General features: G+C 62.1%; 22 protein-coding genes and 3 tRNA genes. 13 read left to right on the top strand and 12 right to left on the bottom strand.

Features of this window, described 5'->3' with window-relative positions; all coding sequences use genetic code 11:
* Window positions 1-62 precede the first annotated feature (62 nt).
* The 8 genes from HRU92_RS02935 to HRU92_RS02900 all read right to left on the bottom strand — a co-directional run bounded on the left by HRU92_RS02935 (window position 63) and on the right by HRU92_RS02900 (window position 8793).
* Window positions 63-1220 carry a Gfo/Idh/MocA family oxidoreductase gene (locus tag HRU92_RS02935; protein WP_172122937.1) on the bottom strand — a complete coding sequence of 386 codons (1158 nt, stop codon included), beginning with the start codon at window positions 1218-1220 and terminating at the stop codon, window positions 63-65.
* 115 nt (window positions 1221-1335) lie between these two features.
* Complete coding sequence (locus tag HRU92_RS02930; RefSeq protein WP_172122936.1) at window positions 1336-2391, bottom strand: sugar phosphate isomerase/epimerase; 1056 nt, start codon at window positions 2389-2391, stop codon at window positions 1336-1338.
* A 131-nt stretch (window positions 2392-2522) separates the two neighbouring features.
* Window positions 2523-3671, bottom strand: a complete 1149-nt coding sequence (locus HRU92_RS02925) for a Gfo/Idh/MocA family oxidoreductase (protein ID WP_173087538.1) — start codon at window positions 3669-3671, stop codon at window positions 2523-2525.
* 5 nt (window positions 3672-3676) lie between these two features.
* The gene (locus HRU92_RS02920; protein WP_172122934.1) at window positions 3677-4426 is read right to left on the bottom strand and encodes a sugar phosphate isomerase/epimerase; all 750 of its coding nucleotides are present in this window, start codon (window positions 4424-4426) and stop codon (window positions 3677-3679) included.
* Window positions 4427-4495: 69 nt separating this feature from the next.
* Complete coding sequence (locus HRU92_RS02915) at window positions 4496-5587, bottom strand: ABC transporter ATP-binding protein (protein WP_172122933.1); 1092 nt, start codon at window positions 5585-5587, stop codon at window positions 4496-4498.
* A 4-nt stretch (window positions 5588-5591) separates the two neighbouring features.
* On the bottom strand, window positions 5592-6491 hold the full coding sequence (locus HRU92_RS02910; protein ID WP_172122932.1) for a carbohydrate ABC transporter permease: 900 nt from the start codon (window positions 6489-6491) through the stop codon (window positions 5592-5594).
* Between the two features lie 9 nt (window positions 6492-6500).
* Window positions 6501-7445, bottom strand: coding sequence for a sugar ABC transporter permease (locus HRU92_RS02905; RefSeq protein WP_172122931.1), 945 nt, complete (start codon window positions 7443-7445; stop codon window positions 6501-6503).
* Between the two features lie 103 nt (window positions 7446-7548).
* The gene (locus tag HRU92_RS02900; RefSeq protein ID WP_248305254.1) at window positions 7549-8793 is read right to left on the bottom strand and encodes an ABC transporter substrate-binding protein; all 1245 of its coding nucleotides are present in this window, start codon (window positions 8791-8793) and stop codon (window positions 7549-7551) included.
* Window positions 8794-9163: 370 nt separating this feature from the next.
* Here HRU92_RS02900 and HRU92_RS02895 point away from each other — a divergent pair.
* Window positions 9164-9240 (top strand) — tRNA-Arg (locus tag HRU92_RS02895).
* A 133-nt stretch (window positions 9241-9373) separates the two neighbouring features.
* Complete coding sequence (locus HRU92_RS02890; RefSeq protein ID WP_172122930.1) at window positions 9374-9613, top strand: hypothetical protein; 240 nt, start codon at window positions 9374-9376, stop codon at window positions 9611-9613.
* 564 nt (window positions 9614-10177) lie between these two features.
* Here HRU92_RS02890 and HRU92_RS02885 read toward each other — a convergent pair.
* Complete coding sequence (locus tag HRU92_RS02885) at window positions 10178-10597, bottom strand: cytochrome c (protein WP_127752570.1); 420 nt, start codon at window positions 10595-10597, stop codon at window positions 10178-10180.
* 442 nt (window positions 10598-11039) lie between these two features.
* Here HRU92_RS02885 and HRU92_RS02880 point away from each other — a divergent pair, with 442 nt between their 5' ends.
* Genes HRU92_RS02880 through HRU92_RS02860 form a run of 5 tightly spaced genes read left to right on the top strand, consistent with a single transcriptional unit; the run spans window position 11040 to window position 16326 of the window.
* Window positions 11040-12842: a PQQ-binding-like beta-propeller repeat protein gene (locus tag HRU92_RS02880; protein WP_172122929.1), complete on the top strand. Its 1803-nt coding sequence runs from the start codon at window positions 11040-11042 to the stop codon at window positions 12840-12842.
* Window positions 12843-12896: 54 nt separating this feature from the next.
* Entirely contained in the window at window positions 12897-13748 is an 852-nt protein-coding gene (locus tag HRU92_RS02875) for a transporter substrate-binding domain-containing protein (protein WP_172122928.1), read from the top strand.
* A complete protein-coding gene (locus tag HRU92_RS02870; protein WP_172122927.1) occupies window positions 13745-14695 on the top strand; it encodes an ABC transporter ATP-binding protein in 951 nt (316 codons plus the stop codon). Before HRU92_RS02875 ends, HRU92_RS02870 begins: the two co-directional genes overlap by 4 nt.
* A complete protein-coding gene (locus HRU92_RS02865; RefSeq protein ID WP_172122926.1) occupies window positions 14692-15537 on the top strand; it encodes an ABC transporter permease in 846 nt (281 codons plus the stop codon). The genes HRU92_RS02870 and HRU92_RS02865 overlap by 4 nt, the downstream gene beginning before the upstream one ends.
* A gap of 3 nt (window positions 15538-15540) precedes the next feature.
* The gene (locus HRU92_RS02860; protein WP_172122925.1) at window positions 15541-16326 is read left to right on the top strand and encodes a transporter substrate-binding domain-containing protein; all 786 of its coding nucleotides are present in this window, start codon (window positions 15541-15543) and stop codon (window positions 16324-16326) included.
* A gap of 7 nt (window positions 16327-16333) precedes the next feature.
* Here the strand turns inward: HRU92_RS02860 and HRU92_RS02855 are convergent, their stop codons facing one another.
* Entirely contained in the window at window positions 16334-16936 is a 603-nt protein-coding gene (locus HRU92_RS02855) for a hypothetical protein (RefSeq protein ID WP_248306943.1), read from the bottom strand.
* 186 nt (window positions 16937-17122) lie between these two features.
* On the opposite strand from HRU92_RS02855, the gene HRU92_RS20460 reads away from it, so the two are divergent.
* Entirely contained in the window at window positions 17123-17815 is a 693-nt protein-coding gene (locus HRU92_RS20460) for a hemolysin III family protein (RefSeq protein WP_349236684.1), read from the top strand.
* 2 nt (window positions 17816-17817) lie between these two features.
* Here the strand turns inward: HRU92_RS20460 and HRU92_RS02845 are convergent, their stop codons facing one another.
* Entirely contained in the window at window positions 17818-18312 is a 495-nt protein-coding gene (locus tag HRU92_RS02845) for a DUF192 domain-containing protein (RefSeq protein WP_210258526.1), read from the bottom strand.
* 11 nt (window positions 18313-18323) lie between these two features.
* A complete protein-coding gene (locus tag HRU92_RS02840; RefSeq protein ID WP_248305320.1) occupies window positions 18324-18842 on the bottom strand; it encodes a cold-shock protein in 519 nt (172 codons plus the stop codon).
* A gap of 265 nt (window positions 18843-19107) precedes the next feature.
* Between HRU92_RS02840 and HRU92_RS02835 the strand changes: the two genes are divergently transcribed.
* The 5 genes from HRU92_RS02835 (at window position 19108) to HRU92_RS02815 (ending at window position 21513) form a co-directional block, all read left to right on the top strand.
* Entirely contained in the window at window positions 19108-19524 is a 417-nt protein-coding gene (locus HRU92_RS02835; protein WP_127752561.1) for a VOC family protein, read from the top strand.
* A gap of 163 nt (window positions 19525-19687) precedes the next feature.
* The gene (locus HRU92_RS02830; protein WP_172122922.1) at window positions 19688-20152 is read left to right on the top strand and encodes a D-Ala-D-Ala carboxypeptidase family metallohydrolase; all 465 of its coding nucleotides are present in this window, start codon (window positions 19688-19690) and stop codon (window positions 20150-20152) included.
* 72 nt (window positions 20153-20224) lie between these two features.
* A tRNA-Glu gene (locus tag HRU92_RS02825) sits at window positions 20225-20299 on the top strand.
* A gap of 48 nt (window positions 20300-20347) precedes the next feature.
* Window positions 20348-20422, top strand: a tRNA-Glu gene (locus tag HRU92_RS02820).
* Between the two features lie 338 nt (window positions 20423-20760).
* A complete protein-coding gene (locus HRU92_RS02815; protein ID WP_172122921.1) occupies window positions 20761-21513 on the top strand; it encodes an SDR family NAD(P)-dependent oxidoreductase in 753 nt (250 codons plus the stop codon).
* Window positions 21514-21515 lie beyond the last annotated feature (2 nt).

Here is a 21515-nt window from a genome sequence, read left to right as displayed (position 1 = left end):
CTGGTAGGCCTAGCGGGGCGTACGGCCCTGGCTCAGGCGTCGCGTGCCAGCTCCAGGCCTTCTCATACTTCGCTGAGCCTGGTCCATTTGCCGTCATTGCGGCTTGATTGCACCGAAGCGGTGATGAACTGCATGCCTTCGACGCCATCGGCTAGGCTCGGGAGCAGACCTTCGTAGGCTTCCCCGTTGCCGCGGATCACTTCGGCGAACTGGCTATAGAGCGTCGCAAAGGCTTCCAGATAGCCCTCGGGATGCCCCGAAGGGATGCGCACATTCATGGTGGAGGCAGCGACCTGGGAGATGGCGCCGCCGCGGGTCAGCAGCTGGCGCGGCTTACCGAACTCGGAAAACCACATGTAGTTGGGGTTGTCCTGCCGCCATTCGAGGCCGCCCTTGTCGCCATAGACGCGCAGCTGCAGGCCGTTTTCATTGCCGACGGCGACCTGGCTAGCCCAGAGCATGCCGCGGGCGCCGCCGGCGAAACGCAGCATGATATGGACGTTATCGTCGAGCTTGCGGCCGGGAACGAAGCTGGTCAGGTCGGCCGACACGGCTTCGGTCTCCAGCCCGGTGACGAAGCGCAGGAGATTATAGGCGTGGGTGCCGATATCCCCGATGGCGCCGCCAGCGCCTGAGCGCTCGGGGTCGGTGCGCCATTCGGCGCCCGGTGCGGTGCCGGATTGCTCGACAGGCTCGGTTAGCCAATCCTGCGGATACTCGGCCTGGATGACGCGGATCGTGCCCAGAGCGCCTGATTCCACCAGTTCGCGAGCCTGCCGGATCAGGGGATAGCCGGTGTAGTTGTGGGTGAGCAGAAACTTGGCTGATTTGGCCGGCTTGATTTCGGCAAGCTTGCGCGCATCCTCGAGGGTCGAGGTGATCGGCTTGTCGCAGATGACGTGGATGCCGGCCTCGAGAAAGGCCTTGGCCGGGGCGAAATGGAGATGGTTGGGGGTGACGATCGAGACCGCTTCGATGCCGTCGGGACGAGCCGCTTCGGCGCGGGCCATGTCCTCAAAGCTGGTGTAAATGCGGTCGGGTGCGAGCCCCAAATTGCGCCCGGATTCCTGGGCGACATCGGGGCGCGACGAGAGCGCGCCGGCCACCAGCTCGTAGTCACCGTCGATGCGCGAGGCGACGCGGTGCACATAACCGATAAAGGCTCCCTTGCCGCCGCCAACCATGCCCAGGCGAATGCGCCTTGCGCCGTTTTCAGCCATGAAATGCCTCCCCTTGTTCTTTGATTGCTGTGTTCGGGGGCGATACCCCCCACCCGGACTCCCCCACAAGGGGGGAGGTGAAGGGCCTCAATGAGCCCATGTAAGGTCTTGGACTTTACTCGAGCCCGAGCATGCGCCGATTGGCGGCCTGGTCGGTGCCAGCGGCGGCGAAATCGTCAAAGGCGCGCTCGGTGACGTGGATGATGTGGTGCTTGATGAACTCGGCGCCTTCGCGCGCCCCGTCCTCGGGGTGCTTGAGGGCGCATTCCCATTCGAGCACTGCCCAGCCGGCAAAGTCATATTGCGCCATCTTGGAGAAGATGGAGGCGAAATCGACCTGCCCGTCGCCAAGCGAGCGGAAGCGCCCTGCCCGGTTGATCCAGCTCTGGTACCCGCCGTAAACGCCCTGGCGGCCGGTCGGGTTGAACTCGGCATCCTTGACGTGGAACATGCGGATGCGCTCGTGGTAGATATCGAGGTATTCGAGATAATCGAGCTGCTGCAGCACGAAGTGGCTGGGATCGTAGAGCAGATTGGCACGCGGGTGGTTGTTCACCCGCTCAAGGAACATCTCGTAGGTCACCCCGTCATGCAGATCCTCGCCCGGGTGGATCTCGTAGCAGACATCGACGCCCGCCTCGTCGAACGCGTTGAGGATGGGCGTCCAGCGGCGCGCGAGCTCGTCAAAAGCTTCCTCGACAAGGCCCGCCGGGCGCTGCGGGAAGGGGTAAAGGAACGGCCAGGCGAGCGCGCCCGAGAAGGTCGCGTGTTCGGTCAGGCCCAGGTTCTGCGAGGCCTTGGCGGCCCACAGCATCTGCTGCACGGCCCATTCCTGGCGCGCCTTGGGATTGTTGTGCACCGAAGCGGGGGCAAAGCCATCCAGCATGGTGTCGTAGACGGGATGGGCGGCGACGAGGTGACCCTGAAGATGGGTCGAGAGTTCGGTGATCTCGACGCCGTTTTCGCTCGCCACGCCGGCGATTTCATCGGCATAGGTCTTGGAGGTCGCGGCCTTTTCGAGGTCGATCATGGCGCCAACGCCGGTCGGGACCTGTACGCCCTTGTAGCCCAACCCCGCCGCCCAGGCGCAGATGCTGCCGAACTCATTAAAGGGGGCGGTGTCGCCGGCGAACTGAGCCAGGAAAATGGCTGGGCCCTTAATGGTGCGCATGAAGTTTCTCCTCGATTATTCCCTTCCCAAGCCGGGCGAGTCATGCCGCCGGCTCGGGCTCCCCAGATGCAATCGGCGGCACGCGGCCGCCGATCCTCGTTGGTGTTACGCTATCGCCCGCGGCGACAGTGTCAAGCCGACGCCTTGAGCAGCGCCTGGGCCTGTTCGGGCTTGAGCGCTTCTGGGCGCTCGCAAGTGGTAGCGAGGGTCAGCACCTGCCCGCTTTCGCCGGCCTTGAGCAGCGAAGTCATGACGTCGACGGCATGGAGGGCGACATCCAGGCCACAACGCGCGCGGTAGCCGCCCTCGATGGAGGCCATCATGTCAGCAAGGCCGGCTGTCCGGTAATTGGCGCGCGGATTGGGCTTATCCTGATCCTGGTTGACCTTGCCGAAGGGATGATCCCAGGGCGTGACCGTGGTCTTGGTGCCTTCGATGTCGGTGGTGACGAGTTCGCCGCCAAAGAAGTTTGGATCGGGCACATAGATGGTGCCTTCAGTGCCGTAGAGCTCAATATTGTGGTGGCCGTGGCTGGCCACGTCCCAGCTGGCGCCCATGGTGACGATGGCGCCGTTGTGGAACTCGAGCACGCCATGAACCGTGGTCGGGGTGCCGACCTTGATCTTGGTGCCCTGGTAGGGACCGGGTGCCGTCACTTCACGCTCGGTGCGCGCCATGTTGGTGAAGGCGGAGACGCGCTTGACCGGGCCGATCAGGTGGATGAGGTCGGTCACGTAATAGGGGCCGACATCAAGCACCGGGCCGGCGCCAACCTGGAAGAAGAAATCTGGATTGGGATGCCAGTGCTCCATGCCGCGGCTCATCACATGGGTGGTGCCGCTCATGATGCGCCCGAGGGCACCGGAATCAATGATGTCGCGCGCCTGCTGATGGGCCCCGCCCAGGAAGGTGTCGGGCGCGCTGCCAACCAGGAGATTACGCTCGTCCGCGGCCTTTTTGAGCGCGAGGCCTTCTTCGAGCGAGAGCACGAAAGGCTTTTCGGAATAGGCGTGCTTGCCGGCCGAAACGATGTCCATGGACACCGAATAATGGGTCGAAGGGATGGTCAGATTGACGATCACGTCGAGTTCGCTGTTCTTGAGCAGCTCGTCGGGCGTCTGGGCGGCGACACCGAACTCCTCGGCGCGCTTGCGGGCGGCTTCGGGGATGATGTCGGCGACCGCGCGCACTTCGAGCCCCTTGAACAGGGGCGCGAGACGCAGATAGGCGCTCGAAATATTGCCGGCACCCATGATGCCGACGCCAAAGGTCTTGGCCATAGCAGTTACTTCCAGTTCTTGGCGGTGGCGATGGAGCGGCGCGCAAAGCGCTCGGCATCGGAGGGCTTGTCGTGCTCGGCGACGAAATACTGCGCCTTGGTGCGGCTGGTGACCTCGTTGATCAGCTGGTCCCAGTTGAGGACCCCAAAGCCGACATCGGCCCAGCCGTCTTCGTCAGTGGCTTCGCCGGCCGGGGCAATGTCCTTGACGTGGACGGCGGTGATGCGGTCGCCATAGCGGTCGAACCACTGCACGGGATCGGCCTTGCCGCGGGCAATCCAGGCCACGTCGGCTTCCCACTCGAGCGCAGGGGCGGTTTCGAGAATGATTTCCATCGGGGTGCGGCCGCTGGTGGTGGGCACGAATTCGAAATCGTGGTTGTGCCAGCCAAAGCCATAGCCTGCACGGGTGAAGGTTTCCCCCAGGCCCGCAAGGGTTTCCGCCAGCTCTACCCACTTGCTTTCGTCTGCGCTGCGCCCTTCGGGGCCGATATGGGGGCAGTAGAGGCGCTTCACGCCGAGGGTTTCGGCGGTCTTGAGCGCGGTATCGGTGTCCTGCAGCTGGGCGAGACCGAAGTGGCCGGTGGGCATGGACAGGCCATTGCGCTTGAACTTTTCCGCCAGTGCGGGCGCATCGGCGTAAAGACCGCCATAGCCTTCCACCTGGGTGTAGCCGAGAGCCGCCAGCTTGGCGAGGAAGTCATCGAGATCGGGGTAGTTGCGGGCGCTATAAAGCTGGAATGACAACTCGGTCATTGGGGCCTCTTGTTCGGAAAATCTGGCGTGAATAGGCGGCCCCGCCGGACGGCGGAGCCGAAGCGGTTGTCAGAGCCGGTTGGTGCTCTGGGTGTCGAAGATGGAGCCGCGGGCGGGATCAAAGCCAATCAGCAGCTTCTGGCCGACATGAAGCTGCACATCGCTATCGGCGCGGAAGGTGACGGGGTGGCTGGCAATCCGCGTCCAGGCGAGCGTGTCCGAGCCCATAGGCTCGACAATCTCGATCTCGACTTCGGTGGAGAAGGGCATGCCGGCCGCGGCATCGCCCAAGACGATATGCTCGGGCCGCACGCCGAGCACAGCTTTGGTGGCGCCCTGGGGAGCGGTGGCGAAATCATAGGTGCCCATGGAAACATGGGTGCCATCTTCGGCCACGAAGTGAGGCTGAGCGCCGCCGTTGAGGGTGCCGTTGATGAAGTTCATCGAGGGCGAACCGATGAAGCCGGCGACGTAAAGGTTCACAGGCTTGTTGTAGATGGTGTGCGGATCGGCCAGCTGCTGGATTTCACCGCTCCGCATGATGGCGATGCGGTCGGCCAGGGTGAGCGCCTCGATCTGGTCGTGGGTGACATAGATCATGGTGTTCTTGAGCCGCTGGTGCAGCCGCTTGATCTCGACGCGCAAATCGCTGCGCAGCTTGGCATCGAGATTGGACAGCGGCTCGTCGAAGAGGAAAACGTCGACGTCGCGAACCAGCGCCCGGCCAATGGCGACGCGCTGGCGCTGGCCGCCCGACAGATTGGCGGGCTTGCGCTGCAGGAGCGGCTCGATCTGGAGGATCTCGGCGGCCCGGGCGACGCGGCGCTGGATCTCGTCCTTGGGCATGCCGGTGACGCGCAAGCCAAAGGAGAGGTTCTTTTCCACGCTCATCTGCGGATAAAGCGCATAGGATTGGAACACCATGCCGATGCCGCGGTCCTTGGGTTCGGACCAGGTGACGTTCTTGCCGCCGATGAAGATCTGGCCACCCGAAACATCGAGCAAACCGGCAATGCAGTTGAGCAAGGTGGACTTGCCGCAGCCGGAGGGGCCGAGCAGGACGATGAATTCGCCCTGCCCGACTTCGAGATCGAGGCTTTTGAGCACCTGCACGGCGCCGAAGTTAAGCGACAGGTCCTTGATGGAAACGCTGCTTTGCATTGCTTTATCCCTTCACCGCGCCAGCGGCGATGCCGCGCACGAACCATTTGCCTGAGACGAAATAAACAGTCAGCGGTACCGCTGCTGTCAGGATCGTTGCGGCCATGTTGACATTGTATTCCCGCACACCCTGAGCCGAGTTGACGATGTTGTTGAGCTGCACGGTCATTGGATTGTTCTGCGTGCCGGCAAAGACCACGCCGAACAGGAAGTCGTTCCAGATACCGGTAACCTGGAGGATAATCGCCACGGCAAAGATGGGCAGCGACATGGGTGCCATGATCTGGAAGAAAATGCGCCAGAAGCCCGCACCATCCACGCGCGCCGCCTTGAACAATTCCTGGGGCAGCGAGGCGAAGTAGTTACGGAACAGGAGCGTTAGGATGGGCATGCCGAAGACGGTGTGGACCAGGATGACGGCCCAGAGGGTGCCGAAGATCTTGAGCTCGCGGGTGATCATCACCATCGGGTAGAGCATCACCTGATAGGGGATGAACGAGCCCAGCAGCAGGCAGGTGAAGAAGAACTCGGAGCCCTTGAAGCGCCAGTTGACGAGCGCATAGCCACTGACAGCGGCCACGAAGACCGAAACGACGGTGGAGGGTAGCGTGATCTTGACCGAATTCCAGAAGCCGGGCGCCAGACCGTTACAGGTGAGGCCGGTGCAGGCGCTAGTCCAGGCCTTGACCCAGGGCTCGAAGGTAACTTCGAGCGGCGGGGCGAAGATGTTGCCGAGACGGATCTCGGGCAGGCCCTTCACCGAGGTCATGATCATTACGTAAAGCGGCAGCAGGTAATAGAGGGCCGCGACGATGATGATGCCGTAGATGATGATGCGGGTTGGTGTGAAAAACGGACGGGGGCGAGGACCAAAGGGCTCGGCGGTAGCGGCAATAGTGGCCATGGTGTTCTCCTAGCGCGCCTTCTTTGGTCCGAATTCGATGACGATCCAGGGGATCAGGATCACGAACACGGCCGCAAGCATCACTGTCGAGGCCGCCAGGGCCTGGCCCAGATTGCCAGCGTTGAACATGTAGTTGATGACGTATTTGGCGGGCACTTCGGAGGACAGGCCCGGGCCGCCATTAGTGAGCGCCACCACAAGGTCATAGGTGCGCACAAGGCCCGAGCCGACGATCACCAGCGTGGTAACGATGACGCCGCGCATCATGGGCAGCACGATCTGCAGGTAAGTGCGCCAGGTGGGAATGCCGTCGACGCGCGCGGCCTTCCAGATTTCCTCGTCGACGCCGCGCAGGCCGGCCAGCATCAGCACCATGACAAAGCCCGTGCCGTGCCAGGTCCCGGCGATCATGAGTGCATACAGCACCATGTCGGTATTGGTGATCCAGTCGAAGGTGAAATTGGTCCAGCCGAGGCCCCGCATCGTGGATTGCAACCCCAGCGTGGGGTTCATGATCCACTGCCAGACGAGGCCGGTGACGATGCCCGAGAGGGCGAAGGGATACAAAAAGATGGTGCGGAAGCCGCTTTCGAAGCGGATCTTCTGGTCCATCAACACGGCGAGCAGGAAGCCCACCACCATGGTGAAGACCAGCGAGAAGATGCCATAGGTCAACAGGTTGGTGGCCGAGATGCGCCAGCGCCGGGCGGCAAAGAGGCGCTCATATTGTTCCCAGCCGATAAAGGCGCCATTGGGCAGCGCACGTGAATCGGTGAACGAAAACCAGACGCTCCAGAGCGTGCAGCCGATAAACACCACCAGCACGATCACCACCATGGGTGTCGCCGCGATCTTGGCGCTCAAATTGCGCACAAACAGATTGTGCAGGAGTCCTGGTGGCTTGTCGGCCGCAACCGGCCGACCCAGAGCACCAGCGTGCCGGATGTCGGTCATAGCGCTTCCCCTTTAGCGAAAACTCGGGCGAAGCGGCCAAGGGGCCGCCCGCCGCGCCGGTGGGGACCGCCACACAAGCGGCCCCCCGTTCGGCAGGACCAGCTTAGTTGGCGGACTCGATGATCGAAGCGTATTCTTCGATGTAGTCGTCAACCGAGAAGCTCTTGTCGGCGAAGAATTCCTGGTTGAGGTCGTCCAGCTGCTGCTGGGTGTCGCTCGAGTTCAGGGTTTCGCCGGAAGGCAGCAGGCCTTCGGGGCTCTGGAGGATCGCGATGGCCTTCTGCATGCAGGGATTGGCCGTCGACAGGTCGATATCGGTGCGGATGGGCATGGAGCCCTTCTTGAGGTTGAACGCCACCTGGGCTTCCTTGCTGACGAGCAGCTTGGCGAGCTCCACCTGAGCATCCAAGACGTCCTGCGAGGTGCCCTCTGGCAGCTGCGGGAAGTAGAAGGCGTCGCCGCCACCCTCGATGCGCTGGGTCAGGCCCAGGCCCGGCAGGCATTCATAGTCCTCGCCGGGAACGGCGCCGGCGACCTGCAGGTCACCCTGGATCCAGTCACCATGGATGTTGGCGGCAGCTTCGCCGGCAATCAGCTGATTGGCGACGTCACCGAACTGCGGCACGACTTCAGCCGGGTCAACAGCATCGCGGATGGTGGCCCAAGCTTCGGCAACCTTGCGGAACTCGGGACTACGAACAGCTTCTGCGTCATGCTCGCCCCAAACCTTTTCGTAAAGTTCGGGACCGCCAACGTCAGCCAGCAGCACACCGGGAATGCCGTTCAGCGGCCAGCCAGCGGCAAGGCCGAAGGGGATGACGCCAGCTTCACGCAGCTGGGGAATGGCAGTGGCATATTCATTCCAGTCCTTGGGAACCGGAATGCCGGCGGTCTCGAAAGCCTTGGTGCTGAGCCACAGCCAGTGCCAGGAGTGGATATTGACGGGCACGCAGTAGATCTTGCCCTCGTAGGTGCAGGCGTCAAAGAGACCTGGATCGGCGTAGAATTCCTTCCAGCCCTCTTCTTCGGCAATTGGGGTGAGGTCGCGGATCAGGCCGGCCTGGATGAGGCCCTCGGCGTCGCGGCCGGTATTCATCTGGGTGGCGCCCATCGGATTGCCGCCGAGGATGCGGCTGATGATGACGGGGTTGGCACCGGTGCCCGAACCAGCCAGGGCGCTATCGACCCATTTATTGCCGGTCGCATCGAACAAGCGGGCAAACTCTGCCACGGCGGCGGATTCACCGCCCGAAGTCCACCAATGGGTGACTTCCAGCTCTGCAGCCATCGCGGCAGTCGAGCTCATCAAGGCAGCCGCCATCGCGGCAGCCACGGTAAACTTTGTCATAGATGCATCCTCCCAAGGATCCTGGAGCGAACCGCTCCGCAAATCTGCCAGCCGCAAGGTTATCTTCTTGTGAGATATCCCGAGCTGGCCGCGTTTAAATCGATTTCATTGGCGTCCAAGAGACCTCTGCAATCGATTGCATTAGTTTCATACACGTACCTCATTGCTGTCAAGGTGCATTTGAACTTGCATGGCAAACCCTCGGAAAACCGGGTTCTTGCGAGCAGGAGCTTAGGAGCATCGCCTGCCGGGATCGACAAAATCGCGCGTGGTGGCTGCTGTTGCGACGCCCCGTACAAAGATGGATGCGCCAGAGACCAAGAGGCGGGTTTTTTTCTGGCCGAAATCGGGTAAAGGAGGGCTTGGCCGAGGTCCCGTAGCTCAGCTGGATAGAGCAGCAGCCTTCTAAGCTGTTGGTCGCAGGTTCGAGTCCTGCCGGGATCGCCAATTTCACCAGATTTTGCGAGCACACTACCCTGCAGGATTTATTGCACCGCATGTTGACCCTTTTCAACAGCAAGTGAGCACGGGGAACTACGCTAGGTCATTGGCATTGGTCTCAAACAGAGGAGATCCTGGAATGGCCATTTCGACAATCGACCGCATCCCTGACCCGCTCACCGACCGGTTTGATTTGGATGAACTGCCCCGCGTGGCGCCTTGGGTTTATGACGAGATTACGTCGATTGGCGTGAACGAGGTCAGGGACACGATTGCAGATATGGGGGAGGATCCAACCGAGTCTCTGCTCATGCGCACTTGGGTGGAAGCACTGACGCAGCACCGATCAAAGATTTGGCGAGCACTGGCTCAGGCTTGACCGCTGCTGGCCTTGCCAAATCGGACCGAACCAGCGTTCAATTTTGGATCGCAATTCGGCTGCTCCAGCGGAAAAATCCCACCATCCTGGAACGTTAGGGGCGCGTTTAGGTTAACAGGCCATGCTGAGTTACGGCTGCAAGGCCTGCGTGAGGAGTATCCCCGGAATGTCCGAATTGTATGTGTGCGCCACTCTGGCGATTGCCGCTTACTCGACCTGGCTGTTTTTCGAGCTTACCGGCGACCGACCCGACCAGCAGTAACACGGAACTGCCGGTACCGCCGACAGGCGGGGCGTGCGGACGAATTCATCAAGCCGTTCACGCGGTGCATGTCTCGGCCGGTGCTGATCTCATCTTCGGGCATGGGGTCGGCTTCAGCGGGCTTGACCAGTTCAACTGCTGCTCAGTCCAGTGCAGGGTTCGGTTGAATCCCCTCGGATCAGCATTCTCGCTTTAGCGCACGGCCCTGCCGGGATCGCCACGCGCCGCAACTTCGGTGCTCATGGTAAGGGCTAGGAGGGGGTGGTGTCCCCTCCCCGCACAATCGCAAAACATCGCCGCCGCTACTTCTCGATAACAAGGCCCGCAAGGGCATCGAGGTTGTCGGGCAGCGGGGTGGTGCCGGGCTGGACGCCATTCTTAGACAGAATATAGGCCGTCAGTTCGGCATAGGTCTTGTCGCTCAGGCGACCCGGGCGGTCGGGCGGCATGGCCGTCTTGATGAAGCCAAACAGACCATCGGCGGTGAAACCGAAATAGGTGCCTTCAAAATTGCTGCCGCGCAGGGGCGGACCACCAAACTCGCCATCGTCGAGATTGGCACCATGACAATCCAGACAGCTCTTTTGATATTCCGCGCGTCCAGCATCGGCCTGGGCGGCAGTGAAGCTTGCCTTGGGCAGGTCTTCCTGGGCATTGGCCAGTGTTCCAGACAAGGCGAGTCCGGCCATTGCCGCCGAGATGGCGAAAGTACGAAGCAGCATCGAAATTCTCCTCAGAGCGTCACAGGCTAGTTGCCGGGCTTGGTTACCCGGTCTGGGCAAACTCAAGCGTGAAGCAATCGGCTGCGCAGGACAACAAGTTTATTTGTGATGCGGCGCGGGTTTACTGCCGGGCCTAGGAGTCGCAGGTGAGCTTCATACTTTAGTTGAATGCGACGCCGGGTGGACTTGCTGCGGCAGGCCGCCGCAGCCGCCGACGAGCACGGCCTATGGCCCGGCACAGAGGGGTTTGCGCCCGAATCACCCCCGTCGATATTGCCGTCCGCGCCTACACGGAATGGCGATCACGCTTAGCCTGACCAAGGTTGACGGCTCCAAGTAACGGGGCGCATGATCGGTGTAACGCTGCCAAACCATTGCGTCGCGAGGGCACAAAGCCCGTGACGAAAATCGGGCTTTCAGCGTCTACGGAGGAAATACTCAAATGCAAAAGCGGTTACTGCTCGCCTCATCAGCGCTCGCGAGCTCATTGCTTGTTCTTGCCTCGGGCATTGTTCATGCCCAGGAAACGCCGTCCCGGCTCGATAGCTACACCCCGGTGACCGACGAAACGTTGTTGAACCCCGCCGATGGCGACTGGCTGCACTGGCGCCGCACCTATGACGGTTGGGGCTATAGTCCACTCGAGCAGATCAACAAGGACAATGTCAGCAACCTGACCGTGGCCTGGACCTGGTCGCTGACCCCGGGCGCGACCGAAACCACGCCGATCGTTCACGACGGCATTCTTTACGTGCACAACAACCTCGACAAGGTCCAGGCGCTCGACGGCGCTACCGGTGACCTGCTCTGGGAATATGTGCGCGATCTGCCTGAGGACGTTGTCGCGGCTGGCACCGGCAACACGGCCACCAAGCGCAACATGTCGATCTACGAGGACAAGATCATCCTCGCGACATCGGACACTCATATCATCGCGCTCGACGCCAAGACCGGCCAGGTCGTGTGGGACGTGCAGCCTGCGGACTGGAACAAGGGCTGGCGCTATTCAGCTGGTCCGCTGATTGCCGACGGCGTGGTGATCCAGGGCATGACCGGTTGCGGCAATGCCCAGCCTGGCGGCTGCTTCATCACCGGACACGACCCCTCAACGGGCGAAGAAAAGTGGCGCTTCTACACCATCGCTCGCGATGGCGAGGCCGACAAAACCTGGAACGGCATACCGCTCGAAAGCCGCTTTGGCGCATCGGTGTGGCTGGCCGGGACCTATGATCCGGAAACCAAGACCGTATTCAGCGGTGTGGGCCAGCCCTATCCGTGGATTGCCGAGATGAGCGGCCTGCTGCCGGCATCCGAGGAAGAAGGCGTTACCAATGACGCACTTTACAGCGACTCGACGCTGGCGCTCGATCCGCAGACGGGCGCGCTCAAGTGGCACCACCAGTATCTCAAGAACGACACCTGGGATCTGGACTATATCTATGAGCGCATCCTGATCGATCTTCCCCATGATGGTACCGATCGCAAGCAGGTCGTGACAGCCGGCAAGCTCGGCATCATCGAATCGCTGGACCGCGAGTCGGGTGAATGGCTCTGGGCCAAGGAAACCGTGCCGCAGAACGTGGTCGCTTCCATCGACCAGGAAACCGGCGAAAAGACCATCAACCCTGATTCCATCCCGAAGATCGGCGAAACCACGCTCAACTGCCCGGCTGACCCCGGTGGCCGCGCTTGGCCAGCAACGGCTTACAGCCCGCGCACGCAGATGCTTTATCTGCCGCTCAACGAGTACTGCTCGAACACCACGCCCCAGCCGCTTGACGCCGGCCAGATCTATACCGGTGGTGGTCGTGCGACCTTCTCGCGTATTCCGGTCGACGGCAGCGACGGCAATATCGGCCGCGTGGATGCCGTAAGCATGGTTGACCAGGAAACCGCTTGGTCGCATCGCCAGCGCGCACCGATCGTCTCGGCCGTGCTGCCCACAGCAGGCGGCGTCGTGTTCGCCGGTGACTGGAACCGCTGGTTCTATGCGTTCGACGACGAGTCGGGCGACGTGCTCTGGAAGATGCGCACCAACAACGCGATCAACTCCTTCCCCGTCAGCTACGAAGCCGATGGCAAGCAGTATGTCGCCGTTGCCGTGGGTAACGGCTCGAGCATGGCGCGCTCGGTAGCGACGCTGACGCCCGAACTGGTCGTGCCGACCGCTGGCTCGGTGCTCTGGGTGTTCGCCCTGCCTGACGACGCAGCAGGTGCTGCCGACACGCAAGCTGCCGCAAACTAGGCAGTTGGACGCGGGCGCTTCGGCGCCCGCGGTTTTTCTTGAGGAACCAACCTGATGGTTTTGCTATCCCGCCTTCGCCGCCACGGGCGGGTTCTTGCTTCGTGCCTGCTCTGTGCGGCTGCCCTTTGTGCGCCGGGACTGGCGCAGGATCGCCCCAGCCTGCCCGACCAAGAGAAGTTCGGCCGGGCCAGCGACGAGTATTCCTTCCGCTTTTGTGTTGATCCGCGTGATCCCGGATGGGAGTTCGACAAGGCGGTTGGCCTTGCCATTGCCGATAGCCTCTTGCTCGAGCCGCGCATGCATGTGGTGACCGACACCAATGAGCGCGCCGAATTCGAGGATGTGTACCGCCACCTGCTGGCCGATTGCGCGGTGTATTTCGGGTTCAAACTGTTTGCCGGCGGTTATCCCGAATGGGTGACAGTCACCCGGGCTTATTACGAAACCGGCTATGTGTTTGTGGCCAAGTCCCCTGCCCCCGCGACCCTCGGCGCCATCGCCCCGGGCCAGGCGCTTGGGGCCACGATCGGCTCTGCGGCAGATTTCCGCCTCGTGCAGTTCAACAATTCCCGCCCGGCCGGGGAGCGCTGGCGGCGTTTTCCGATGGCGACCGACACCCAGGCGCTCGACGCCGTGCTGAGCGACACTGTCGCCGCCGCCCTGGTTTGGGCACCCTCGTTTTATGCCTTGGGCAAGAGCCGCCCTGATATCGCCGCGCTCGACATCATCGCCTCTCCCAGCCCGCTCAACCTGCCGCCGGTGCCCATTGGTGGCGTCATGCTTAGCCGGGACACCTTCTTGCGCAACAATATCGACCAGGCGATTGCGGCGCTGGTGGCGGATGGCGTCGTCGATGAGTTGCTGACGCAAATCGACATGCCCGGTGCGGCACCCTCCAATCCATGACTCCTGCCGTCGAACTGCACGACCTCAGCAAGCGCTATGGCCGTCATCTGGCGCTCGATGGGGTAGGCCTGACGATCAACCGCGGCGAGGTCTTTGCCCTGCTCGGCCCCAACGGCGCCGGCAAGACCACCTTGTTGCATATCCTCTGCACCCTGCTGGCGCCCGACAGTGGCACGGCCAAGGTCGGCGGGGCCGATGTGATGCGCGACCCATTACGGGTGCGGCGCAATCTCGGCGTAGTGTTCCAGACCTCCAGCCTGGATGGACGCCTGACCGTTCGTGAAAACCTCGAGTTCCACGGCATGGTCTATGGCGTGCCCAAGGCTTTGAGGCGGGACAGAATTCAGGAAATGCTGGCGGCGGTCGAGCTTGCGGATCGCGCCAACGCATTGGTGCAGACGCTTTCGGCCGGCATGAAGCGGCGGCTCGAAATTGCCCGCGCCCTTGTGCATGACGCGCGGATCCTCGTGATGGATGAACCGACGGTGGGGCTCGACGCCCGTTCGCGCGACGCCATGTGGGACTATGTCGCCAAGCTGCGCGCTGAACGTGACCTGACCCTCATCATCACCACCCATTATGTCGAAGAGGTTGAGAACTGCGACCGGGTTTGCATTATCGACCAGGGCAAGGTGGTGGCGCTGGACACCCCACATGCGCTGAAATCGCGCTACGGGCAGGAATATATGCGGCTGCGCCCGGTGGATGCGGCGGCGGCACAGGCTATTCAGTCGCGCTATCCTGAACTGGTGACGCCTATGCGAGAAGGGCTGTTGGTCCGCATCCCACAATCGCAGTTCACGCGTGAATTCCTGGGCGAATTCGGCGATCGGCTCACCGACCTCTCCTTTGATCGCTCGAGCCTTGCTTCCGTGTTTCTCGCCATTACCGGTCGGCAACTGGAGCGCCCGGAACCCGTCACGCCCAAGCGGGAGGGACGCCGATGAGCCTGGTAGACGACTTTCCCCAAACCACACCGCTGGGGCCACGGGCTTTGGCTAGCGGGGTGTTTGCCATTTGGCTGCGCGAGATCAAGCGGGCCGCGCGGGACAAGGGGCAGTTGATCGGTGGCGTCAGCCGGCCGCTGCTCTGGGTTCTGGTACTAGGGATCGGGCTTAACCCTTATTTCCGCGGCGAGGTTTATGGCGCGGTCCGCTTTGTGATCCCATTCACCTATCTGCAGTTTATCTTCCCGGCCGTTATCGCCCTCAACATCATGTACACTTCGGTGCAATCGGCGGTGTCGCTGATCTGGGACCGCGAGTTCGGCTTCTTGCGCGAAGTGCTGGTATCGCCCATGCCACGCTCGCTGGTGCTGCTCGGCAAGGTGCTGGGCGGCGCGACGGTGGCGATGTTTCATGGCTGCCTCGTGCTGATCCTGGCGTTTTTCGTCGATGTGCCCATCGCGCCAGCCGATATCGCCATGGGCCTGCTGTTGATGTTCCTCCTGTCCTTTGGCCTGACGTCGCTGGGGATCGTAATTGCGCATCGGGTGCGCAGTTTTGAGGGCTTCGGGGTGTTTTCGAACGCCGTGATCCTGCCGCTGTATTTTCTCTCGAGCTCGGTGTTTCCGCTCGATCCAGCGCTGTCGCGGGCGCAGGCGGCGATCATCTATCCGGAATGGCTGGTGTTCCTTATCCACGCGAATCCGATGACCTATGCCGTTGATGCGCTAAGAAAAAACTTCATCGGCTTCGCCCAGTTCGATCCATCCTTGGGGCCGCTAGTGCTGGTGGGCATGTGCGTGGTCTTTTTCGGCTGGGCGCTGTTCGACTTCCGCAAGAACTGAGCCATGTTGCGCCGCCTCCTCGATACTGTGTCGCAATATGCCTGGTTAATCGGGGGTATGGCTCTGTTGTTGGCGGTGTATTTGCTCCCGCCCGATACCTCGCTTTCGGAGGTGCGGCGCCAGGGCCTGTTGAGCGCCTGTCTGCCCGTGACGCGGCCGCCGCTCGTGACCGCTGACGAGGCCGAACCGGGGCTCGAAGTTGAACTGCTGCAGATGATTGCCGAGGAAATCGGCGTCCGGTTCCGGCCGGTCACAGTGCCCGCCATGGGTGAGGATTTTGATCTGAGCCTGTGGCGGATCAGCCGGGCGCAATGCTCGGTGGTGGGTGGTGGCACGCTCGACACAGCAGCCACCCGCGCCTTTCTGGACGTAACGCCACCATTTGGCGAGACGGGTTGGGTGGTTCTGTCCCGGGCAGCGGGGGCACTGCAGTCGGGGGCGACAGTGGCGGTTCTGGCCAATGTGCCGGGTGCCGACCGATTGGGGCTGTCGCGGTTCTTGCGAGGGCAAGGCGTTACCCCCCAGCTGGTGCGCTCGCCCGATGATCTCGCGACCGCAATTGCAGACGGTTCGGCCGATGCCGGCATTGCCGACGCGCTTTATGCCCACGCGCTGGCTCGCGAGGCTGGCTTGGTCATGACCGATCTGCCGCCGCCGCTCGGGCATGACGCTTTGGTGTTTGGCCTCTGGAAAGGGGACCTAACCCTCAAGCGCGCCATCGTTGCTGCCTTGGCGCGCATCCGTGACGACGGGCGGCTCAATGACTTGACCGTCAAGTACCTCGATTAGCCCGAACTCAGTCGATCAGCGCCAAAACCGCGGCGACGACTGGGGCCAGCCAGAGCTGGATTTTGCCGGTCGCGAACACCACAAGAAGGGCAAGGCTGACCAGCAGTCGCCGCCGCTCCAGCCAGCCGGCAATTTCCGATGTCCGCCCGAGCAATGCGCCAGCCGCCAGCGGCGGCACGGGCACGAGGTTGATCAGCGCAAACAGCACGGCGCTGCCCGAAAGCGCTTGCAGACCACTGGTGACGATGGCGCCCCAGGCCAGCGAATCCATGTTGATCGCGAGGGGGATCAGCCGCTGGGCGAGCCAAGCCAAGGCCAGCATGGCTAAGCTTGGGGTGAGCATGGCCGCAACTGCGCCGAGAACGGGCGGTCGCAGACGTGCCGGCGTCAGGTGCAGCGGCGTCATCCACCCCAGGCCCGACACCAAGAAGGCCACAGCGCCGATTAGATCCAGATGAGCAGCAGGGTTGAGGGTGAGGCGGCCGTCTTGGGCGGGGCCTTGGTCACCCAGCAAACGGGCGGCACCCGTAAGGGCAAATCCGTAGATGGCGAGTATTGGGACCAGCACCGCAATGCGGGTCAACAATGTCGGCAGCGTCAGGTCGAACATGCTATTCCTCCCCGGCTGGTCGAACATGGAACGGTCGGTCGGGTCAAGCGATTGCGGGCCGGTGGGACGGAGCGCCAAGGCCGCTCGTGGCCTTCTGGCCTGCGGCACAGGCGCACGCGCTGCAACTCTGTGGCTTATCAGTGCGTTGGCAACCTGGCAGCAACAGGCTCGCCGCAGGAGCCCGTAGTGCAGCACCCCGTTCAGCCGTCCCCGTCCTATTCCTGGTGGAGCCGCGAGCAGCGTCCCTATACCCCGGCCGAACTGGTGGCCGATGGTCTGGTGCATGTGTTCGGGCTGGTGGGGGCGCTTGTTGCCGGATCGTTCCTTCTGGTATTTGCCCTGACGCACACTGCGCCGGAGGCGTTTCCGGCGCTTGTGCTGTATGTGGCAACGCTGATCTGCGTGCTTGGCGTGTCGCTGGCCTATAATCTATGGCCGGTTTCGCCGATCAAGATGCACCTGGCGCGGCTCGACCAGGCCGCCATTTTCCTGTTCATCGCCGGCACCTATACGCCTTTCCTCGCGGTGCTGGGCGGCACGACCACGGGCATGGTGATGACCACCTTCGTATGGGCCGCCTCGCTGATTGGCGTGGCCCTCAAGCTGCTGGTGCCGCACCGCTTCGGGCGCCTTGCCATTCTGCTGTACCTGGCAATCGGCTGGAGCGGCATCCTGGTGTTCCAGGCGCTGGCCACCGCCCTGCCCGCCTCAACACTGTGGCTGATCCTGGCGGGCGGCGTCGTATATTCGCTCGGGATTATCTTCCACTTGTGGGAAACGCTGAGATTTCAGAACGCCTTGTGGCACGTCTTCGTGGTCGCGGGCGCCAGCCTGCACCTGTGGGCCGTGCTTGATTGCATGGTGTTCAAGCGGCTCTAGGATCAGGGCTGTGGCGCCGCCTCGATGAGGTCATGCTCGACGGTGTCACCCGGCTTGAGGCCAATCTCCTGGGAGCGCCCGCCGGGGATCTCCAGCACATAGCGCACCGGAACCTGCGAGGGGATCGAAGTAGGGTCGTGCGGGCGGGCATTCACATGCACGGTTTTGACGACACCCTTGCCATCGATGAAGATCATGTCGAGCGGAATAAAGGTGTTCCGCATCCAGAATGACACCTCCCGCTCATCCACGAAGTCAAAGAGCATGCCTTCGTCATCAGCCAGTTCCTGGCGGTACATCAGGCCCTTGGCGCGGCTTTCGGGCGTATCGACGACCTCGACCTTGAAGGCGTGATCGCCGGTCGAGGTGTGGAGAACCAGTTGGCCCTCATCGCTGCAGGCCGCCAGCGGCGCGACCGCGAAGAGAGCAGCCACGAGCAGACCGGAACGGCGCACCACTTGGGCGGCAGCGGGAGGCGCGGTGAAGGCGGTAAGCATGGATGGTGATCCTAGTGCGAAGACGGTGCGTCGCCCCATCCATCGGGCCGAATCTCGGCAACCATAAGGCCCTTGGGGCCATCGCCATAGCGAACCAGCACGAACTGGCCTGGCCGCAGCTCGGTGATGCCGAAGCGGCGCAAGGTTTCCATATGGACGAACACGTCAGGCGTGCCCTCGCCCGCGGACAGAAAGCCAAAGCCGCGAATGCGGTTGAACCATTTCACCTCGAGCCGGACCATGCCCGAAGTTGGCTCCACCACCACATGGGTGCGCGGCGCCGCCATCTGCGAAGGATGCCGCGCGGTGGATTCGTCCATGGAAATAATGCGAAAAGCCTGTAGCCCGCCGGGGCGGTTAAGGGCCTCTACCACGATGCGGGCGCCTTCATAGGCGGTTTGGTAGCCGTCGCGCCGCAGACAGGTAACATGCAGCAGCACGTCGGCCATGCCATTATCGGGCACGATAAAGCCAAAACCCTTGCCAGCGTCAAACCACTTGATGGCACCGGAAACCTCGATGGTATCCATGCTGCCGTCAGTCGCTTGCGGGCGATCGGTCACCGCCCCGGTAGACAGGGTCGTAGGCTCGTCGCCCTCGCCGCTCAGTTTGGCCCCCATAGATGCCGCCTTTTCGTACTCGCCTCGCGCCGCGAGGTACTCCACTAGCCTTAGCACTGTGTCCGATTCAGTGGCAAAAGTTAAGAAGGTGTTTCGAAATAGTTTAGGTGTGGCAGTTGCGGCTCACGTCTTCACTTGTTAGGCGAGTTGCCCGAACTGCAGAGGAATTACCCCGATGAAATATCTGCACACCATGGTCCGCGTGACCGATGTGGAAGCGAGCCTGCGATTTTATTGCGAGGGGCTAGGCCTAGAAGAGGTCAAGCGCAGCGAAAACGAGAAGGGCCGCTATACCCTGATCTTCCTGCGCGCTCCGGGCGACCAAGGTGGGGAAGTTGAACTCACCTATAACTGGGATCCCGAAGAATATACCGGGGGGCGCAATTTCGGGCACCTCGCCTATCTCGTCGATGACATCTATGGCCTATGCCAGCACCTGTCGGACATGGGTGTCGTGATCAATCGGCCGCCGCGCGACGGGCATATGGCCTTTGTGCGTTCGCCCGATGGGATCTCGGTTGAGCTGATCCAGAACGGCACCCTGCCCCCGCAGGAGCCTTGGGCTTCCATGCCAAATACCGGCAAGTGGTAAGCTAGCGAAACCCGATTTTTGTCTGCCGGCCGCAGGCCGGTAGACAGCTTCGTTAACCCTGACGCTTAGGCGCCGGTTAGCAATCTCGATCGTATTTTAGTGGCTTCGTAAACCATCAGTCGCCTTGTTGCCGTTGCGCAACAGGCACAACTGAGCGGATGCCATGAAAACGATCGTCACCTTCCTCATTTGTGTTCTGGTTCTAGCTGGCTGCGCGCCGATGGCGATGTTCGCCAGTGGCAGCGGGCAAGCCTATTCCGGCAAGCGCTCGGACTGGGGCACTTATGTTGCCAGCCGGGAGGTGAATGCCTTTTGCATCAGCCCGCAACTGCGCTTCCTGATCTGGGAGTTCGAGGGGCATTTCGGGCGCAAGGTGATCATGAGCTCGGGCTATCGCGATGGCCGGCACAACAAGGCGGCGGGCGGCGCGGACAATTCATTTCATACCAAATGCATGGCTGCGGACTTCTATATCCCCGGGGTAGACAAGCGCGAGCTGATCGCCTTTGCCATGCGCACGCCGGCGGTTGGCGGGCTCGGGTGCTATCCCGGTAAACCCTTTATTCATGTGGATGTGCGTGAGCGGCCCAAGGGCTATCGGCGGCCGGTGACTTTCTCAGGCTGTTGAAAAAGTTGATGGAAAACGCGCAAAGGTGTTGCACATCCAAAAGGGTCCGACTATACGACCACCAGCGCTTAGGCGCCCTTCGTCTATCGGTCAGGACGCCACCCTTTCACGGTGGAGAGAGGGGTTCGATTCCCCTAGGGCGTACCATTTTCCTTGCTGCTGTTGCGGGGATAAGCTAGCACTAAGACCTCCTCCGCGCCCATCGTCTAGCGGTCAGGACACCGCCCTCTCACGGCGGGAACAGGGGTTCGATTCCCCTTGGGCGTACCAGGGTCTTGCTTCCAATTTATTGCCGCTTGTGCTGATCGCGTCAGGGAACTGACGGATCGGATTTTTGCGTGTTTGCACCCCCTTTGCCATTTTTGCGCCGGGTTGATGAACGGCGGCTGTCAGTTTGTTCATCGGGGTTTTTGGTGCCGAAGTTATGCCCGGGTGGTTCGGGTTGGGTGATGATGGGGGCGGTGATTCTGATTGGGGCGTCCGGAGAGATTCGGGGTGACTGAACGACCCCCTCCCCCGGCCCCTCCCCTCAAGGGGGCGGGGAGGATTTGCGGCGGCAGTGGGGATAGTCTCGGCCTTGGAGCTGAGGCGCGGTTGGGAGCGACGGCATGAGCGAAAAAGTTGCCTGGATCATTGGGGGCGGTTCGGGGATCGGGGCGGCGGTGGCGCGGATGCTGGCGGACCGGGGCTGGACGGTTGCGGTTTCGGGGCGGCGGGTCGAAAAGCTGGCCGAGGTCGCGGATGGCAAGCGCATTCATGCCTTTCCCCTGGATGTGACCGACACCGAGGCGGTGGATGCGGCAGTGGCGGAGGTAATCGCGCGGCTGGGGCGAATCGATCTGTTTGTGTTCGGGGCGGCGGCCTGGCAGGAGCGCAAGGTCAGCGATTATGCCATTGAACCCTTCAGCGCGGTGGTGGACGCCAATTTCCTGGGATTCGTGCGGTTCCTCGATCCGATTATCGCGCAGATGCGCCGGCAAGGCGGCGGGCAGATTGCCGGGATCGCTTCGGTAGCGGGTTATTTCGGCTTGCCGCGTTCGGCGGCTTATTCCTCGACCAAGGCGGCGATGATCGCGTTGCTGCAGACGATGCGCACGGAACTGGCTGGCAGCGGGATCAAGGTGCGGATGATCGCTCCGGGATTCGTGAAATCCGAGCTGACGGCGCGCAATGATTTCCCGATGCCGTTCCTGATGGAAACCGAGGATGGGGCGCGGCGGATCGTTGATGGCCTGTTGGGCTCGGATCGGTTCGAGATCGCGTTTCCCCGGCGCCTGGTGTGGCCGATGAAACTGCTGCGGATGATGCCCTACCCGGTGTTCTTCTGGGTGATGGGCCGGCTGCCCAAGCCCAAGGATTAGAG

The sequence above is a fragment of the Devosia sp. 1635 genome (genome assembly GCF_013185955.1).
In the GTDB taxonomy this organism is placed as follows: domain Bacteria; phylum Pseudomonadota; class Alphaproteobacteria; order Rhizobiales; family Devosiaceae; genus Devosia.
Note: the sequence above shows the minus strand (reverse complement) of the source record. Positions and strands in the feature narration are given on the sequence as shown.

Excerpts from the sequence above, each read along its gene's own strand:
- HRU92_RS02830 (WP_172122922.1), top strand. The coding sequence starts at position 19,688 with ATGAAAACGATCGTCACCTTCCTCATTTGTGTTCTGGTTCTAGCTGGC.
- HRU92_RS02835 (WP_127752561.1), top strand. The coding sequence starts at position 19,108 with ATGAAATATCTGCACACCATGGTCCGCGTGACCGATGTGGAAGCGAGC.
- HRU92_RS02840 (WP_248305320.1), bottom strand. The coding sequence starts at position 18,842 with ATGGATACCATCGAGGTTTCCGGTGCCATCAAGTGGTTTGACGCTGGC.
- HRU92_RS02865 (WP_172122926.1), top strand. The coding sequence starts at position 14,692 with ATGAGCCTGGTAGACGACTTTCCCCAAACCACACCGCTGGGGCCACGG.
- HRU92_RS02925 (WP_173087538.1), bottom strand. The coding sequence starts at position 3,671 with ATGGCCAAGACCTTTGGCGTCGGCATCATGGGTGCCGGCAATATTTCG.
- HRU92_RS02875 (WP_172122928.1), top strand. The coding sequence starts at position 12,897 with ATGGTTTTGCTATCCCGCCTTCGCCGCCACGGGCGGGTTCTTGCTTCG.
- HRU92_RS02920 (WP_172122934.1), bottom strand. The coding sequence starts at position 4,426 with ATGACCGAGTTGTCATTCCAGCTTTATAGCGCCCGCAACTACCCCGAT.
- HRU92_RS02900 (WP_248305254.1), bottom strand. The coding sequence starts at position 8,793 with ATGACAAAGTTTACCGTGGCTGCCGCGATGGCGGCTGCCTTGATGAGC.
- HRU92_RS02905 (WP_172122931.1), bottom strand. The coding sequence starts at position 7,445 with ATGACCGACATCCGGCACGCTGGTGCTCTGGGTCGGCCGGTTGCGGCC.
- HRU92_RS02910 (WP_172122932.1), bottom strand. The coding sequence starts at position 6,491 with ATGGCCACTATTGCCGCTACCGCCGAGCCCTTTGGTCCTCGCCCCCGT.
- HRU92_RS02885 (WP_127752570.1), bottom strand. The coding sequence starts at position 10,597 with ATGCTGCTTCGTACTTTCGCCATCTCGGCGGCAATGGCCGGACTCGCC.
- HRU92_RS02930 (WP_172122936.1), bottom strand. The coding sequence starts at position 2,391 with ATGCGCACCATTAAGGGCCCAGCCATTTTCCTGGCTCAGTTCGCCGGC.
- HRU92_RS02845 (WP_210258526.1), bottom strand. The coding sequence starts at position 18,312 with ATGCTTACCGCCTTCACCGCGCCTCCCGCTGCCGCCCAAGTGGTGCGC.
- HRU92_RS02870 (WP_172122927.1), top strand. The coding sequence starts at position 13,745 with ATGACTCCTGCCGTCGAACTGCACGACCTCAGCAAGCGCTATGGCCGT.
- HRU92_RS02935 (WP_172122937.1), bottom strand. The coding sequence starts at position 1,220 with ATGGCTGAAAACGGCGCAAGGCGCATTCGCCTGGGCATGGTTGGCGGC.
- HRU92_RS02890 (WP_172122930.1), top strand. The coding sequence starts at position 9,374 with ATGGCCATTTCGACAATCGACCGCATCCCTGACCCGCTCACCGACCGG.
- HRU92_RS02815 (WP_172122921.1), top strand. The coding sequence starts at position 20,761 with ATGAGCGAAAAAGTTGCCTGGATCATTGGGGGCGGTTCGGGGATCGGG.
- HRU92_RS02915 (WP_172122933.1), bottom strand. The coding sequence starts at position 5,587 with ATGCAAAGCAGCGTTTCCATCAAGGACCTGTCGCTTAACTTCGGCGCC.
- HRU92_RS02860 (WP_172122925.1), top strand. The coding sequence starts at position 15,541 with ATGTTGCGCCGCCTCCTCGATACTGTGTCGCAATATGCCTGGTTAATC.
- HRU92_RS02855 (WP_248306943.1), bottom strand. The coding sequence starts at position 16,936 with ATGTTCGACCTGACGCTGCCGACATTGTTGACCCGCATTGCGGTGCTG.
- HRU92_RS02880 (WP_172122929.1), top strand. The coding sequence starts at position 11,040 with ATGCAAAAGCGGTTACTGCTCGCCTCATCAGCGCTCGCGAGCTCATTG.